Below are 17,164 nucleotides of genomic sequence, written 5' to 3'. Positions count from 1 at the left end.
TCTTTGTTATATTATATATATTATATTATTGCATCATCTAAAATATGTTGACATTCACAATCTCGTTTAGGATTAGTTTTTTCAATAGTTTTTGTAATTAATTGAATTAATTTTTCTTCACAATCTTTCATTGCATCAAGAACTTCTGTGATTGTTAATTTATTAGGTGAAATAGATGCAGCATAATTTGTCACTGTACATATACTACTATAACATATTTGTCTTTCTTTTGCTAGGACAACTTCAGGAACTCCAGTCATTCCAACAACTTTACCACCAATTAATTTATAAAACTGTATTTCAGCACCAGTTTCAAATCGAGGACCTTCTGTTGCAATATAGATTCCATATGGGTGAGTTTCACCAGATTCATTTAATATGTTTCGTAATGATTCACAATAAGGGTTAGTACAATCAATATGCACAACTTCATCGTCAAAGAATGTTGAAATTCTATCATGAGTAAAATCTATAAAATTATCTGGAATTAATATACTACCTGGTTCTATATTTGTATCAAGAGAACCTACTGAATTGGTAGCATATATTTGATTAACATTAATTGTTTTTAATGCTTCAATATTAGCCCTATAGTTTATTTTATGGGGTGGTACACTATGACCTTCACTGTGTCTTGGAATGTATGCTACTTCTTTGTTATCAATTTCAAGTATACTAATTTTAGGGGATGTACCATATTTTGTTTTTATTTCTGTTTCACTGGTTATAGGGTAGGTTTCTAGTAATGATTCAGTTCCGGTTCCACCAATAATTCCTATCATAAAAATTACCCCTTAATAACGCCTAATGGTTTCATTTGTGCTACAAGCTTACTTATACCTGTTTTATCAGCAGTTTTGACAACTGAATCTATATCTTTATATGCATTTGGTGCTTCTTCAGCTATAACTTGTTGTGAATTTGCTTTTAATATAATTCCTTTATCAGCTAATTGTTTAGAAATTTCATCTGGTGTAAATTCACGTTTTGCACCTGATCTACTTAGTACTCGTCCAGCTCCATGTGCTGTTGAACCAAATGTTTCACTCATTGCTGTTTCTGTTCCTGCAAGTAGGTATGATGATGTTCCCATTGTTCCTGGTATTAGTACTGGTTGACCTACATTTCTGTATTCTTCAGGAATTTCTTTTCGTCCTGGTCCAAATGCTCTTGTAGCTCCTTTACGGTGTACATACACTGTTTTATTGATTTTTCCTACTTTATGTTGCTCTTTTTTAATTATGTTGTGTGCTACATCATAAAGTACGTCTAATCCTAGTGATTCAGCATCTTGTTTTAACACGTTTTCAAATGATTCTCTAACCCAATGTTGTATCATTTGTCTATTGGTCCATGCATAATTTGCACCTGCAGCCATTGCTTTAAGATAATTTTGTCCTTCTGTTGAATCTATAGGTGCACAGGCTAATTGTCTATCAGGTAAGTTTAATTTTAATCTTTTCGCTGTTTTATCCATTTCACGGAGATTATCTGCACAGATTTGATATCCACAACCACGTGATCCTGTGTGAATAAGTACTACAACCTGATTTTTTTCAATTCCATATACTTTAGCTTTTTCTTCATCATATATTTCACCAACAGATTGTATCTCTAAGAAATGATTTCCACTACCTAATGATCCAAGTTGTGGAATTCCTCGTCTTTTTGCTTTTGTACTTACTTTTTCAGGATCTGCTCCTTCCATACAGCCATTTTCTTCAAGGAATTTAAGATCTTTTTCCCATCCATAACCATTTTCAACAGCCCATTTAGCTCCATTTAATAAAACATCATCAATTTCACTTTCTTTCAAATGTTTGATACCATTGCTTCCTAGACCTGATGGTATTTTGTGGAATAATTCTTCTGTTAAATCTTTCATGTAGGGTTTAATGTCTTCTTGTGTAAGATTTGTTTTTAATAATCTTACTCCGCAATTAATATCAAAACCTACTCCTCCCGGACTAATAATACCATTATTTTCTGCAAATGCTGCTACTCCTCCAATACTGAATCCATATCCAAAGTGGATATCTGGTAGTCCTATTGATCTTTTTTGTATACCTTCAAGACATGCTACATTAGCAACTTGTTCTATTGCACCATCATCTATTGTTTTTATTGATTCTTCATCTAAATATATTCGAGCTGGAACTCTCATATCTCGTCTTGTGGATGATGGGATTTCATATACGCAGTCTCTTATTTTTTCTAAATCAGCTTTTCCAACCATACTATTATTCTCCCGTTTTTTTTCCTAATTCTGTTCTTTGTTAAATTATAATTGATTTTTTTAGTATTATATTAAATAAGTTAATTTTTCTTATTCTCTATTTTAATTTAATATATTAAAATTTTTGTTTTCTATATTATTTTTATTTTATTATTGTTGTGGTTGTGTTGTGGTGTATACTCTGTTTTTTGTTCTGTTGTTTGATAGTTAGTGTATTTTTGTTATTTTGTTTTAAATAATTTTTATTTTGATTATTTTTTTTAGTTATTTTTTATTTTTTTTAGAAAATCAATATACAAAGTATATTGTAATTATTTTTGTATATCTTTATGGGTTATTTTTGATGTTTTTTCATTAAATAACTGCTTGTCTGTCCGTTATATCTTATTTAGGATATAGAAATCCTTTAAATACTACTTAGAACATAGTTATAATTAATTATAATTATTAATAATGATAATTATTTTTAATTTATAATAATTTATAGTAAAATGTGTAGTTGAACGATAACATATAAATTAGGTGAGTATTATGTTAAAAATTGAACATACAATATGTCCAGCATGTAGTGTAGGGTGTGGCTTAAATATAATAAGCAAAAATGATGTTGTTGTTGGAATTAACTCCTATAAAAATCATAAAATAAATGAGGGAAAGAATTGTAATAATTGTACAAAGTTTATAGATCTTTTCAAAAATGAAAGAAAATACATTAATAATTATTCAAAAATAATTCAAAATACAGTAAATTTACTAAAATCAAAAGAAAATAATAAAATATCTTTATTAATTTCAGGAAACCTAAACAATGAAGAAATAGATACAGTTATAGAATTTTCCAAAAAACAAGACTATAATATTTTAGCATATGAATATAATTTCACAAATATAAATTCTGATATAATAGCAACATATGATGAAATAGAAAATGCTACAACAATAATAACAGTTGGTGATATCTATAGAAATAATCCATTAATATCACGAAAAATCATTCAAGCAAAGAAAAATGGATGTTATACTATCAATATCCACAACGAGAAAAATTTGACTGCATATAATAGTGATGAGTTTATTTCTATTATAAGTTATTCAAAGGTAATAAATGTATTAAATTCAAGAAAATTAACAGAAGATACAATAATTATTATAAATACAATAGATTCTCCCGATATATATGAGGAAATTGTAGAATGTGTGTATGAGAAAAACATAAAAATATTACCAATTCTAAAACATCCAAATAGTTATTCTTTAATTAAGAAAGTAACTCCATCTACTATTAAAGAATTAACAAATCAAATTAAAAAATCGGAAATAGTGATGTTAATTAATGAAAATCCTTTAAAATATCTTTCAAGTGATATTTTAGATAATAAAAAAATAATATCCTTAAATACAATTCAAAATGAGATAAATTCTTCTGAAATATTTATTCCTGTTAAAGCATGGTATGAACTAAATGGTTCATTTACAAATAGTGAAGGATTAACACAAGAATTTATTGATACAATTCAGAATAAAAAAACATCTCTTAAATCAATAACTGAAGTAATTCATGAAATAAATGATGGATTAATGGGTGATTAAAATGGTTAAATATTTACAAATAAAGTCAACAGATGCTGAAATATTAGAAAAAGCAGAAAATGGTGGAGCAGTTACTGCAATACTAAAATCATTACTTGAATTAAATACAGTTGAAGGGGTATTGAATATCAAAAAAGGGAAGGATGTTTATGATGGTATACCTACTTACACAACTAATTCTGATGATTTAGTTAACACAGCAGGCTCACTTCATTGTGCTCCAACAATGATTTCTGATATAATTGCAAAATATCTTGAAGATGAAGTAATAGCAGTTACAACAAAACCTTGTGATGCAATGGCAATTGATGAAATTATGAAACGTTCTGGAATTAATAGGGATAATGTGTATATGATAGGTTTAAATTGTGGTGGGACAGTAAAGCCTACAGTAGCAGAAGAGATGATACGATTATTCTATAATATTGATCCTGAAACAGTAGTATCTGAGGAAATAAATAAGGGAAGTTTTATAGTAGAACTTGAAGATGGAACTGAAAAATCTGTTAAAATAGATACTCTTGAATATGAAGGTTATGGACGAAGAGAAAATTGTCAAAGATGTGAATTAAAAGTACCTCGAAAAGCAGATATAGCTTGTGGTAATTGGGGATCAAGTAAAGGTTATACTTTTGTAGAAATAAATACTCCAAGAGGAGAACAAATAGTACAAAATGCACTGGATAATGGATATATAGAAGTTAAAGAACCCTCTGAAAAACAAATTAAAATCAGAAGTAAAGTAGAGAATATCATGATTAAGATGGCAAATAAAATACAGAAAAAACAATTGTCAATGGAAAATATGGAATTTGATGTATTTAATAGATGTTTAAAATGTTATCGTTGTAGAGATGTATGTCCTGTATGTAATTGTAAAATCTGTTCTCTAGAGAAGCATTATTTTAATGAAAATTCAAATGAGAAACCAGACCCATTATTAATGCATGGAATAAGAATGGGACATATGTCATTTAGTTGTATAAATTGTGGACAATGTGAAGATGTATGTCCAATGGAAATACCATTAGCAAAAATATATCAAAGAGTTCAATTAAAATATCGTGAAGAAACAGGCTATATTTCTGGTGTAACAAGTGAAAAACCAATGATTTATAGTGGAGAAAAAGAGGAAATTATAGAATAAGTAAGGGTGTTGATTTTTAATGAATGAAGACATAAAAATTATAGGATTTTGTTGTAATTGGTGTTGTTATGGTGGAGCAGATAATGCTGGAACAAGTAGGATGGCATATCCACCAAATATTAGAATTATTAGAGTGATGTGTTCTGGTAGAATAAATCCCGATATGATTTTTAAGGCATTTCATGAAGGGGCAGATGGTGTGTTTGTAGGGGGATGTCATATTGGCGATTGTCATTATGATGCAGGTAATTATAAATGGCGAAGAAGAGCACATCTAATTAGATATATTCTAGATGAGATGGGTATTGATCAAAGAAGATTTAAACATGATTGGGTATCAGCATCTGAAGGATCTAAGTTTCAAATGTTAATGAATGAATTTTACAAAGAATTAGATGGGATGAACTTATCATCTAAATAATCTTCTTTTTCCTTTTTTTATATATCTACAATAAATCTAATGTTATAAATATTGTCTTCTTTGCTTATTTTCATTTTATGGTATGTAATAGCTTTTACTTCTGTCTTGTAATTGTATCTATTTGTATCATAAATATCTCCAGATAGGGTACCTTCAAGAATATAATAATTATCTTCTTTTCGTATATTAATATCGTATTTTGAAGTCATGAAATCTTCACTATTCAAAAGTATTAATATTTCCGTAACCCAATCATATAAAAGTCCATATTCATCTTCTGATTTAATAAATATCTTTTTAGTAATGATTGGTTTAATTTTATCAATATCTGTTATGAGATTTAATGTTGCAAGAGTTGATTGAATATATGCATCATTTAAATTATTTGTTTTGACTTCAATTCCAATGTCTGCTGTGGTGTCAAAGTATTTAAAATTAAAATCTTCTTTTTTCATAAATAATATTATACTTTTTTATTGTTTTATTTTTTTATGAACTTAATAATTTTTAGTACTTATCACATGCTCTCATTACTTATCACATGCTCTTGGGTTTTATTTATATTCTTTAAATTAGAAAGAGCCTAATATGGAAGTATATATTTCATGGGTGAAATTATGCTTTCATAATAATATATCAGTTAATCCGTGAAAATTTGAATTATAACTAGAGATTATCTTCAAAATTTTAAAAGAAGAAGTGAAATATATAATTGATATTGACAGTTACTCTATGATAAAATTAAAATTATTGTCAATAAATAAGTAGATTTGTAAAAAATATATTATTTTTCTAAAAATAGTCCGATATAATTTAAAAAAAATAGAAAGTAATATGTAATTAATTCAATTCAGATAACACTAAATAAAATTTAATTCTACATTATAATAAATTAATTTAATCCTTGAGATTTTTAACAGGATAATCTACTTATATTTACTTTTTTTATAGGAATTATTTTTTCAATCTAAAACTCTTTTTAGGTAAATTATCTCTAACTTCTTTTGCATCAAATCTTAATATAACAAATCTGGAGTTTCCTTTATTTCCAGTACCTGTATAACGAGTATCAATTAATCTTAGAAATTCTAGTTTATTTATTAATCTATTATATGTAGCATAACTAATTTTATTTTCTCGATTATATTCTTTAAATAAATCACCTGAAGTTATTTCTTTATTTACACGGCTTATAAATCGTAGTAAATCTTGTTCTTTTTCATTTAATGTATCTAATATGTACTTCAAACTCATACTATTTGAAGATTCTATTGCTTTATTAACATCATCTTCTTGTATTGTTCTAGATGCCTTTACTTCAGCATTATTTCCACTTATACGTAGGAGATCTATTCCAAGGCGTAGGTCTCCACATTCATAAGTATAATTAGTTATTTTTTCTATTAATTCATCAGATATAACATTAGGATAAAATCCAATAGTTGCTCTTTCTTTAAGAATTTTAAATGTTTCTTCATATGTATATGGGTTAAAGTGTACTTCCGTAGCATTAAATATTGATCCTACATTTTTATCTAACACGAATCTAAACTCTACATCCGATAATACTGCAAATATGCCTGTACGAACACCTTCAAATGATTCATGAGCACGAAGTATGTCATAAAATACTTTACTAATCGAATTTCCCTGAAATAAATAATTTATATCATCTAATGCAACGATAAGTGCTTTGTCAGAATCATATAGTTCAGTCATGATTTTATTATATATTCTTGCATATGGAACTCCCGTTTCTGGAGGTCTATGTCCAAATAATTTTTTATGTATTTGTGAAAATATATCGAATTTTGTTGAGTGTAATTGACAATTTATATATACACAGTTTATATCATCAGAACAATCATATTCTGCCATTTCAAATAATTTTTTAATTGCTGTTGTTTTACCTGTTGCTGGTGGTCCGAGTATGATATTATTTATAGGTTTTCCTTTTTGTAATGCAGGTCTTAGGGATAATGCCATTTCTTCCATTTGTGGTTGTCTTAATTTGAAGTTTTCTGGTAAAAAATCTGAATTAAATACAGTTATATCTTTAAAAATGGTTTCATCATGAAGTAATATATCATTTAATTCCATTAACAATCCTCCTAATCATTTTTTGTTATATCAAACTACCCACAGCAAATGATATGAATGCTATTAACATACCTATTTTCATATATCCTGATATTTTATGTAGATTTTCTTTTGTCTGGTTTCTTAAAGCTAGTATTGCAGTGTATATAAATATAATATCTGCTATTAAAACTATAATCATATAAAACAGTGAGAAAATATTATAAATATATAATAATGGACTAAGTAGACAAGTTATAATATTTAATGCAACAGCTAATTTCACTGCATTTTTACTTCCGTATTTTATGGGAAATGTCTGTGCATTTTCTTTTAAGTCACCTTCAATATCCTCAGTGTCTTTTATAATTTCTCTAGATAATGTCATTAAGAATGCAAAAAATCCTAAAATAATACTAGTATATAATTGATTAATGATTAATCCACCAAATACGAAGGTTAATCCGGTTAGTAATGCAACTGTAATGTTTCCTATAAGACATTTTTGTTTAAAATTATATGCATATATAATCATTAATATTGTACAAATAATTACAGTAATTCCATTTTCGAAGGATATTATAAAACCCATAATTATGGCAATAAAGTATAGGATTAAACTATAATATAATGCATTCTCTTTTTTTATTCTACCTGAGGGTAGTGGTCGTTGTGGTTTGTTTATTTTATCAATTTCATAATCATAATAATCATTAATAGTATTTCCTGCACCGGTTGCAATAAATACTGTTATGGCTCCAAGTATAATTTCCCAATTATATACATGACCAACAATTGCCATTAGTAGTACTGCTATAAGTGCCATGATAGCATTTCCGGGTCGTAATATTTCTATGTAGGAATTCACTTTTTTATCACCTGTTTTTATAGGGTATTATTGAACTTTTTTTTAATATTATTATACTTATATATGTATTATATTAATTATAGATTTTTTTCTTATTTTATCTAAATAACTATTTTAAACAGGTAAAACTTATTTCTATATATTATATTGATTATTTGAGCGTGAGTAATTAAAACTATTTTTTTTAAATTTTTATTATACTACTTAGTTCAAATAACGGGATATGTTGTTTTTTAGCTAAGTTTTCTAGGTTATTCTAATATTATAAATGAAATTAGATGTACTGATTTTTTTGGTCTATAATATTTATCTATAAACACAAAGTATATATTAAAGTAAAAAGATATTATTTAATAACTAATTTTTAACATACTTAAAACTGTGAGCGAATGAGTATCACTCATTAAGGAGTTTTAAATTAGAATATTTTTTATTATATAAATTATATTTTATTAAATAGGTCATTTAATCAGACAACAAGTCTTAAAGTAGGATATTTTGGTAAATAATATTATTGTTATGATATTTTTTAAAAAGTACTCTTTTTAGAAAAAGAATATCTCTTTTTACTTGAAATGGATGGTTAAAAGCCAGATGATAATGGAGGAAATTAAATGGCAAATTCAGTATATGTAAAATTTGAAGTACCAAAAGAAATAGCTGATAAAGTTTACGAAGCTTTAGAAATAGCAAGAGATACAGGTAAAATAGGAAAAGGAACCAACGAAGTAACAAAAAACATTGAAAGAAACAATGTTGCTTTAGCTGTAATCGCAGAAGATATTGAACCAGCTGAAATCGTTGCACACTTACCTATTTTAGCAGAAGAAAAAGAAATTCCTTACGTATATCTTCCAACCAAAGAAGAATTAGGAGAAGCTGCTGGACTTAACGTAGGTACAGCATCTGCATGTATTATTGATGCAGGTGAAGGTCAAGAACTAGTAGACGAAATAGTTGAAAAAGTCGCAGAACTCAAAAACTAATCATGATTGGACCTATACTAGGAAATAAAGTATCGTAATTAGAAGTTTATTTAAAGTGCTTTGAATTTTATAAAATATAAGGAATAAATTCATATAATAATTTAAATATTCAATTAATGGGTATTAATTTATAGAGAATTTTCTTTCTTTAATTTTTTTTTAAAATTATTCTAAGACACTTCACATATTATATATTTTATTTAACCAATCAAAAATTATAAGGTGATTATATGGAAGATGGAACTCCAGCTGAAGTTATCGAAGTTTTAAAAAGAACTGGGATGACTGGAGAAGTAATGCAAGTAAAATGCAGAATACTTGATGGAAGAGATAAAGGAAGAATACTCACTAGAAACGTTATGGGTGCTATCAAAGAAGGCGACGTTTTAATGTTACTAGATACAATAAGAGAAGCTAAAGAAATCAGAACTCCATAGGAGTTTATGATTAAATTAACTTTTATTGTAAAATTATTCTTTTTTAAATATTTAAAAGGAGTTTAAATATGAGAACATGTTCATTCTGTGGAAAAGAAATTCCAGAAGGTACAGGAAAAATGTATGTCCGTAGAGATGGATCAATTTCTTTCTTCTGCAGCAGCAAATGTGAAAAAAATAATAAACTTGGAAGAATCCCAAGAAAAGTTAAGTGGGTTAAACAATGAAACAAAGAACATTTACCATGTTAAAACCAGATGCAGTTAAAAGAAGACTTACCGGTGAAATTTTAACAAGATTTGAAAAACGTGGTTTAAAAGTAGTAGCAGCTAAAACTCTTATGATTTCAGATGACCTTGCAAAAACACACTATGGGGAACATAGTGAAAAACCATTCTTTGGAGACTTAATATCATACATTACCAGTGGCCCAGTATTTGCTATGGTTTTAGAAGGTGATGATGTAATAAGTTTAGTAAGAAAAATGGTTGGTGCAACCAATCCTAAAGAAGCAGATATAGGAACAATCCGTGGAGATTATGCAATTGACATGGGTAGAAATATAATTCATGCTTCCGATTCTGAAGAATCAGCAGAAAGAGAAATTAATTTATTCTTCGATGAATCAGAATTCTGTGATTATGAATTACCTGACGAAGATATAATATATGAAGAGCCATAAGAATTTTTTTTCTTTTAAAAGCTCTTTTTTTGCTATTATTGAAATGTAGATAATATCAATATTGAAGTCATTAATAAAATCAATAACTTCAAAATCCAATAAGTTTTATTTTAATTTACGCGTAAAAAAAATAATAAAAAAATAATAATATTTTTATTGATTATGAATGATTTCGATTGAAAAATAAGTGTGTTCTACAGAGAAGAGTAACGATTTTTTTCAGAGACATTCAATAACAGATGTCAGTATTCAGTATTTTAAATTATAATCAGAACAAAACTTATTTAACCCATTGTTAAATAAATCAAATCTTATCTTAATTTAAGGTTTAAAAATATGTTTTTTAGGGAGATAAAGAAATGAAAACTAGATCACCTATAGTATCTGTTTTAGGTCATGTAGATCATGGGAAAACTACTCTTTTAGATAATGTAAGGGGTAGTACTATTGCAGCCAGAGAAGCTGGAGGTATAACTCAGCATATTGGTGCAACTGAAATTCCAATGGATGTTATTTCATCAATTTGTGGTGAATTTCTGGAAAAAATGAATATTCAAGAACAATTACCTGGATTATTTTTTATAGATACACCAGGACATGAAGCTTTTACAACACTACGTAAACGTGGTGGATCCTTAGCAGATTTAGCTATTCTTATATTAGATGTTACAGAAGGTTTTAAACCTCAAACATATGAGGCTTTAAATATATTAAAATCATCAAAAACACCTTTTGTAGTTGCTGCTAATAAAATTGATAATATACCTGGATGGAATTCAATGAAAAACACGTCTTTCACTGAATCTGTTCAGAATCAACATTCAAAAGTAGTATTTGATTTAGATCAAAGACTTTATGAAATAGTAGGAACACTACATGAGGAAGGATTTGAATCTGAACGTTTTGATAGAATAAGTAATTTTGCAAGTCAAATTACTATTGTACCTATAAGTGCAAAAACTGGTGAAGGATTACCTGAATTGTTAACAATGCTTCTAGGACTTGCTTACCAATATTTAAGTGAACAACTCCAAATAGAAGAAAATTCACCTGCAGCAGGTACAGTACTAGAAGTTAAAGAAGAAAAAGGATTAGGATTAACTATAGATACAATTCTTTATGATGGTGTTCTGAATAAAGAAGACCATATTATGATGTTAACAAAAGATAATAAGATAATTTCAACAAAGATTAGATCATTGCTAAAACCAAAACCATTAGAAGAAATACGAGAATCAAAAACATTATTTGAAGATACTGATCAAATAGTAGCTGCAGCAGGTGTAAAAATAGTAGCGCCTCATGTAGATGATGTGATAGCAGGTTCTCCATTAAAAGTAGCTAATGATGGTGATAAATCAGTTGAAGAGGAATTATTATCTGAAGTAGATAATATTCGTATACAAACAAATGATGTGGGTATTATTGTAAAAGCAGACACACTTGGTTCTTTAGAAGCATTAGTTAACATATTAGATTCTAAGGATATACCTATAAAATCTGCAGAAATTGGTGATATTTCTCGTAGAGATATTATAAATGCATCAATTATGCATAAAGAAGATGAAAAATATGGTGTAGTCATAGCATTTAATGTTAATATACTACCTTCAGCTGAAGAAGAACTTCATGATCAAGAAATAAAAGTCTTCCAAGATAAAGTAATTTATCAATTAACTGAAGATTATCTTGAATGGGTAGTAACAGCTAAAGAACGTCAGAAAAAACAAAAATTAGCTTCAATAATTCGTCCTTCAAAAATAAGAATTATACCAAAACTAGTATTTAGACATAGTAAACCTGCAATTGCAGGTATAGAAGTAATGTCTGGTATTATAGAAAAAGGTGTAACACTTATTAATGAAAAAGGTCATGAAGTTGGTATAGTTGACAGTATGGAAGACAATGGGGAAAGTCTTCAAAAAACATCAAGAGGATCACAAGTTGCAATGGCAATAAGTGGTGCTGTATTTGAAAAAGATTTTGAAGAAGGTGATGTACTCTATGTTGACATGTCTGAAAGAAATTTCTTAGCACTTGGTGATGAATTAGGTGATAAATTGTTAGAAGATGAACTTTTAACAATGGATGAACTACGAGAAATTAAACAACAAATTGAAGACCCTAATTGGGGTATAATAAATACTGATTGGAGTGAACTTGATACATTAGATGAAGATGAATATGAAGACTTCTACTAATTTCAGTAAATTAATGTAGAGCTAAGTAACTACAATAAATAATAACTTAGAATAAAAATAAATGGAGACATATAATGGTATACAAAGTAGTAGTATCAGATGCAGATGTAACCTATCAATTAGAATTAGATGATAAAGATGCAAAAGTAGTAAACGGTCTTAAAATCGGAGAAGAATTCAATGGTGGAGTTCTTGGATTAAAAGGTTACAAATTAAAAATTACTGGTGGTAGTGACAAAAACGGTTTCCCAATGAAAGAAGACATTGATGGAACAAGAAGATTCAAAAGTTTAGTAAGTGAAGGAACTGGATTCAAACCTACTAAAAAAGGATTAAGAAGAAGAAAAACAGTACGTGGAAACACAATTGCTGATGATATCTCACAAATCAATGTTAAAGTTTCAGAAAGAGGAGAACAAACACTAACTGAAATCTTTGCAGAACCAGAAGAAGAACAAGAAGAATAGATACTTAATTATTAATTAAATAATAATTAGATATCATATGGAGGTGTAACTTATGAAAGTACAATCCGAGATAAATATTGGATTAGTAGGTCACGTTGATCATGGTAAAACTACATTAACCAAAGCTTTATCTGGAATATGGACTGATACTCACAGTGAAGAGGCTAAAAGAGGTATTTCAATACGCTTAGGTTATGCAGATATAACATTCAGAACTTGTAATGAATGTGAAGCACCTCAATGTTACACTACAAAAGAAACTTGTGAACACTGTGGTTCTAAAACAGAAGTACTTAGAAAAGTATCATTTGTAGATTCACCAGGACACGAAACTTTGATGGCAACAATGCTTTCAGGTGCAGCAATAATGGATGGTGCAATACTTGTAATAGGAGCAAATGAACCATGTCCACAACCACAAACTAAAGAACATTTAATGGCTTTAGATGTAATTGGTGTGAAAAATGTTATTGTAGTTCAAAATAAAATTGACACAGTACCTAAAGAAAAAGCAATTGAAAACTATCATGAAATTAAAGAATTTGTAAAAGGAACCTGTGCAGAAGGAGTTCCAATTATACCAATATCAGCACAACAAGGTGCAAATATTGATGTTTTAATTGAAACTATTCAAAGACATATTAAAACACCAAGAAGATCTCTACGTAAAAATCCAAAATTATATGTAGCAAGATCATTTGATATAAATAAGCCAGGTACCCATCCAAAGAAAATCAATGGTGGAATTATTGGAGGATCTTTAATACAAGGAAAACTCAAAGTAGGCGACGAAATTGAGATTAAACCAGGTATTCAAATTAAAAATAAAGGAAAAGTTGAATGGAGAAGTTTAACTTCAACAATAACTGGACTTGAAGCAGCAGATAATTTTGTTGATGAAGTAGGACCTGGAGGATTAATAGGAGTAGCTTTATTATTAGATCCATCATTAACTAAAGCAGATTCATTATCTGGATCTATTGCAGGAAAACCTGGAACTTTACCACCAACAATTCAAGGATTTACTATGGAAACACATTTACTTGATCGTGTAGTTGGTACAAAAGATGAAACAGATGTAGAGCCAATTCATTCTTCTGAAAATTTAATGATAAATATTGGTACAACAACAACAGTAGGGCTTGTTTCAAGTGCAAGAGGTGACTTTGTTGATGTTGAATTAAGATTACCAGTATGTGCAGAAGATGGACAACGTGTAGCTTTAAGCCGTCGTGTAGGAGCTAGATGGAGGCTTATAGGTTATGGAATCATCAAAGAATAAAGCAGTTGTTGATACAAATTTTTGATGATGATGTTTCAGTTAGATATTGATGTGGTTACAGATTTACAGAATCTATTACCATCATATTATGATTTAATTGTTCCATCAGTAGTAGTCAATGAACTAGCTAATCTAAAGAAGAAATCTAAAGGAAAAAATAAATTAGCAGCAACATTAGCATATAAACTTGCAAGTAGAGATCCGTTTAAGATAGAAAATATCAAAAAAACAGACCATGTTGATAATTTATTGCTTAAATATTGTACAAAAAATGATGTTTTATGTACAAATGATAAAATTCTCAGAAGACGAGCACGTCAAAGAGGAATAACTGTAATCTATTTAAGACAACATAGATTTTTAGAAGTAGATGGTTATATTAAACGAAATTCTATAACTAATAATAAAAGTAACTAGAAAATAAGTATTATTCTTTATTTAATGAATATACTTAAGAACTTATGAACTATGAAAGTACATGTGAGGTATTTAAGTGTACGAAATAGCAACTATTGAGGATACAGTAAGAGTACCACCTAATATGTTTGATCAACCACTTGAAGAAGTGGCTGCTGAAATACTCAACAGAAAATATGTTGGAAAAGTTGATAAAAACTTAGGTATTTTAGTAATGGTTACAGATATTCTTGAACATAATCAAGGAAAAGTTGTAATCGGAGATGGATCAGCATTTTATCATATTAAATTCGATGCATTATTCTACAAACCAATGTTACATGAAGTAATTGATGGAGAAGTAATTGAAATTATTGAATTTGGTGCATTTGTAAGAATTGGTCCAATGGATGGATTAGTTCACGTTTCACAAATAACTAATGATTATATTAATTATGATGTAAAACGTGGAGCTTTAATAGCAAATGAATCAAATAAATCACTTGATGAAACAGATTTTGTTCGTGCAAGAATTGTTGCATTAAGTATGAAAGGCGACTCCACTAAAGATTGTAAAATCGGTTTAACTATGAGACAACCTGGATTAGGACGTTTCGAATGGATTGAAGAAGAAAAAGAAAAAAATAGAAAATAAGTATGAACAAGTTTAAGGAGACTTAAAATGGCTGAAAGAGCATGTCCAAGATGTAAATATGTGACATTTGAAAAGGTTTGTCCTTTATGTGGAACAGAAACATCAAGTAATTGGACAGGATTAATAGTAGTGATCGATCCTGATGAATCAGATTTAGCTAATGAATTAAATATTAATTCACCTGGCAGATATGCATTAAAAGTCAGAAAATAATTGAAGGAGATTAATTGTGCTAAAACTACCAAAATCTTTAAGAACGGAATTAAAAAAACCATTAGGTGAATTGCACAAGTCCATTAATTTAATTGAAAATCCACTACAAGAACAATTATCCGAAGATAAACTTATAATTGGTATTGGTGATGTTACAACAAGAAAACTTGTTGATTTACAATTACAACCACAAATTTGTATAGTAGATAATTTAGTTGAAAGACATCCAGTACAAAATACCTTAAATCATACAGATAACATTAAATATGTTGATAATCCTGCAGGGACATTAACTGATGAATTAATTGAGTTAATTATAGATTCAATAAACACAGCTACATCTAACGAACCTGTAATTATTGTAGTTAATGGTGAAGAAGATTTAGCAGTATTGCCCTGTATATTAAATGCACCAAAAGACACTCTTATTCTTTATGGTCAACCAAAAGAAGGTGTTGTTTTGGTTAAAACTGATGAAGCTTTTAATAAAGCTGAAAATTATTATAAACAATTAATTAAGGAATAACGATAATATGGAAATAAAAATCATTGAGAAAAAAGAAAACCCATTATTAAATAGGACTGAAATTAAATTTGAATGTGAATATCCTGCTGAAGGAACACCTAATATTTTAGATGTAAAACATAAACTCGTTGCTTTAGAAGACTCATCTAACGATCTCCTAGTGGTGGACAACATGAAGCCAAATTATGGAGTTGCAACAGCAGTTGGATTAGCAAAAATTTATGATTCCATTGAAAAATTAAATGAAATTGAAACAAAAGCTGTAATTGCAAAAAATGAAGAACCTGCTGAAGAAGTTGCTGAAGAAGCTGAAGATGCAGAATAGATACAACAAAATGGGGATATTATAATGTCAAAAAAATATGAATTATATGAAGTTAAAGACGGTAAAATTGTAAGAAAAAATCCTGAATGTGTAAGATGTTCACATGGTATCTTCATGGCAGACCACGGTGACAGATATGCATGTGGTCGTTGTGGATACACACAATGGAAAAATGAATAAATATATACTATAAATTATATATTTATAATTATTAAACACGGATCTAAAAATACATTAATATATAAAACCTTATTCACCACCCATTTTTTATATTATTTTTGAGATTGAATTTTTAGTATTGTTTTCATATATGTTACTTAATTAAATATTTTAATATAAGTCATATTTTTTAGAATTATTTAAAGTAACATTGTTATATTTTTCAAGCATTATGAATTTAGTTATACCTATATTTATATAAATAATGACTTCGATAAATAGTAGTAGTGATTTAATACAATCACTTTATAATAAAATGGGGTTATGTTATAGTTTAAAAAAATTATATTAAAATGATTGGATAGTTAAATTAATATTATTTCATCCATGGACTATTTTTAAATATTTAATAGTTATAAACTTTTTTTAAAGTTAAATCAGGGTGACTCATAATTATTTATTTTTAAAAATAATAATGTATGCATCAAATATTT

General features: G+C 28.0%; 21 protein-coding genes. 16 read left to right on the top strand and 5 right to left on the bottom strand.

The window, feature by feature from the left end; genetic code table 11:
* Nucleotides 1–20: 20 nt before the first annotated feature.
* Both NL43_RS07055 and NL43_RS07050 read right to left on the bottom strand, forming a co-directional pair.
* Complete coding sequence (locus NL43_RS07055) at nt 21–782, bottom strand: MTAP family purine nucleoside phosphorylase (protein WP_069593348.1); 762 nt, start codon at nt 780–782, stop codon at nt 21–23.
* Between the two features lie 5 nt (nt 783–787).
* Nucleotides 788–2,236, bottom strand: coding sequence for an RtcB family protein (locus NL43_RS07050; protein ID WP_069593347.1), 1,449 nt, complete (start codon nt 2,234–2,236; stop codon nt 788–790).
* Nucleotides 2,237–2,767: 531 nt separating this feature from the next.
* Here NL43_RS07050 and NL43_RS07045 point away from each other — a divergent pair.
* From NL43_RS07045 to NL43_RS07035, 3 genes are read left to right on the top strand one after another with little or no spacing between them, the layout of a single operon-like run.
* Nucleotides 2,768–3,826, top strand: coding sequence for a hypothetical protein (locus NL43_RS07045; RefSeq protein ID WP_069593346.1), 1,059 nt, complete (start codon nt 2,768–2,770; stop codon nt 3,824–3,826).
* Nucleotide 3,827: 1 nt separating this feature from the next.
* A complete protein-coding gene (locus NL43_RS07040) occupies nt 3,828–4,973 on the top strand; it encodes a Coenzyme F420 hydrogenase/dehydrogenase, beta subunit C-terminal domain (RefSeq protein WP_069593345.1) in 1,146 nt (381 codons plus the stop codon).
* Between the two features lie 19 nt (nt 4,974–4,992).
* On the top strand, nt 4,993–5,394 hold the full coding sequence (locus NL43_RS07035) for a hydrogenase iron-sulfur subunit (protein ID WP_069593344.1): 402 nt from the start codon (nt 4,993–4,995) through the stop codon (nt 5,392–5,394).
* Between the two features lie 17 nt (nt 5,395–5,411).
* On the opposite strand, the gene NL43_RS07030 is transcribed toward NL43_RS07035, so the two are convergent.
* From NL43_RS07030 to NL43_RS07020, 3 genes are all read right to left on the bottom strand, one after another.
* Nucleotides 5,412–5,849: an archease gene (locus NL43_RS07030; protein WP_069593343.1), complete on the bottom strand. Its 438-nt coding sequence runs from the start codon at nt 5,847–5,849 to the stop codon at nt 5,412–5,414.
* Nucleotides 5,850–6,348: 499 nt separating this feature from the next.
* Nucleotides 6,349–7,494 (bottom strand): ORC1-type DNA replication protein, encoded by a 1,146-nt coding sequence (locus NL43_RS07025; RefSeq protein ID WP_069593342.1) that lies wholly within the window; start codon nt 7,492–7,494, stop codon nt 6,349–6,351.
* Nucleotides 7,495–7,519: 25 nt separating this feature from the next.
* Nucleotides 7,520–8,341 carry a UbiA family prenyltransferase gene (locus NL43_RS07020; RefSeq protein ID WP_069593341.1) on the bottom strand — a complete coding sequence of 274 codons (822 nt, stop codon included), beginning with the start codon at nt 8,339–8,341 and terminating at the stop codon, nt 7,520–7,522.
* A gap of 614 nt (nt 8,342–8,955) precedes the next feature.
* On the opposite strand from NL43_RS07020, the gene rpl7ae reads away from it, so the two are divergent.
* From rpl7ae to NL43_RS06955, 13 genes are all read left to right on the top strand, one after another.
* Entirely contained in the window at nt 8,956–9,327 is a 372-nt protein-coding gene (gene rpl7ae / locus NL43_RS07015; protein ID WP_011406231.1) for a 50S ribosomal protein L7Ae, read from the top strand.
* A gap of 230 nt (nt 9,328–9,557) precedes the next feature.
* Complete coding sequence (locus tag NL43_RS07010) at nt 9,558–9,764, top strand: 30S ribosomal protein S28e (protein ID WP_011406230.1); 207 nt, start codon at nt 9,558–9,560, stop codon at nt 9,762–9,764.
* Nucleotides 9,765–9,832: 68 nt separating this feature from the next.
* Nucleotides 9,833–9,991, top strand: a complete 159-nt coding sequence (locus NL43_RS07005) for a 50S ribosomal protein L24e (RefSeq protein WP_069593340.1) — start codon at nt 9,833–9,835, stop codon at nt 9,989–9,991.
* On the top strand, nt 9,988–10,446 hold the full coding sequence (ndk, locus tag NL43_RS07000; RefSeq protein ID WP_069593339.1) for a nucleoside-diphosphate kinase: 459 nt from the start codon (nt 9,988–9,990) through the stop codon (nt 10,444–10,446). The genes NL43_RS07005 and ndk overlap by 4 nt, the downstream gene beginning before the upstream one ends.
* Before the next feature lie 359 nt (nt 10,447–10,805).
* On the top strand, nt 10,806–12,647 hold the full coding sequence (infB, locus tag NL43_RS06995; protein ID WP_069593338.1) for a translation initiation factor IF-2: 1,842 nt from the start codon (nt 10,806–10,808) through the stop codon (nt 12,645–12,647).
* 74 nt (nt 12,648–12,721) lie between these two features.
* Complete coding sequence (locus NL43_RS06990; protein ID WP_069593337.1) at nt 12,722–13,114, top strand: 30S ribosomal protein S6e; 393 nt, start codon at nt 12,722–12,724, stop codon at nt 13,112–13,114.
* 52 nt (nt 13,115–13,166) lie between these two features.
* On the top strand, nt 13,167–14,396 hold the full coding sequence (locus NL43_RS06985; protein ID WP_069593336.1) for a translation initiation factor IF-2 subunit gamma: 1,230 nt from the start codon (nt 13,167–13,169) through the stop codon (nt 14,394–14,396).
* A 24-nt stretch (nt 14,397–14,420) separates the two neighbouring features.
* Nucleotides 14,421–14,813, top strand: a complete 393-nt coding sequence (locus tag NL43_RS06980; protein ID WP_069593335.1) for a PIN domain-containing protein — start codon at nt 14,421–14,423, stop codon at nt 14,811–14,813.
* 85 nt (nt 14,814–14,898) lie between these two features.
* Complete coding sequence (locus NL43_RS06975; protein WP_198923197.1) at nt 14,899–15,447, top strand: DNA-directed RNA polymerase; 549 nt, start codon at nt 14,899–14,901, stop codon at nt 15,445–15,447.
* 27 nt (nt 15,448–15,474) lie between these two features.
* Nucleotides 15,475–15,660: a transcription elongation factor subunit Spt4 gene (gene spt4, locus NL43_RS06970; protein WP_069593333.1), complete on the top strand. Its 186-nt coding sequence runs from the start codon at nt 15,475–15,477 to the stop codon at nt 15,658–15,660.
* 16 nt (nt 15,661–15,676) lie between these two features.
* Nucleotides 15,677–16,186 carry a GTP-dependent dephospho-CoA kinase family protein gene (locus NL43_RS06965; RefSeq protein WP_069593332.1) on the top strand — a complete coding sequence of 170 codons (510 nt, stop codon included), beginning with the start codon at nt 15,677–15,679 and terminating at the stop codon, nt 16,184–16,186.
* 7 nt (nt 16,187–16,193) lie between these two features.
* Nucleotides 16,194–16,511: a 30S ribosomal protein S24e gene (locus NL43_RS06960; protein ID WP_069593331.1), complete on the top strand. Its 318-nt coding sequence runs from the start codon at nt 16,194–16,196 to the stop codon at nt 16,509–16,511.
* Between the two features lie 24 nt (nt 16,512–16,535).
* Nucleotides 16,536–16,691 (top strand): 30S ribosomal protein S27ae, encoded by a 156-nt coding sequence (locus tag NL43_RS06955; protein ID WP_011406218.1) that lies wholly within the window; start codon nt 16,536–16,538, stop codon nt 16,689–16,691.
* The last annotated feature ends 473 nt before the right edge of the window (nt 16,692–17,164 follow it).

Origin of the sequence: Methanosphaera sp. WGK6 (genome assembly GCF_001729965.1) — an archaeon.
Classification (GTDB): Archaea; Methanobacteriota; Methanobacteria; order Methanobacteriales; family Methanobacteriaceae; genus Methanosphaera.
The sequence above is the reverse complement of the archived record's forward strand: the minus strand, read 5'-3'. Positions and strand labels throughout refer to the sequence as shown.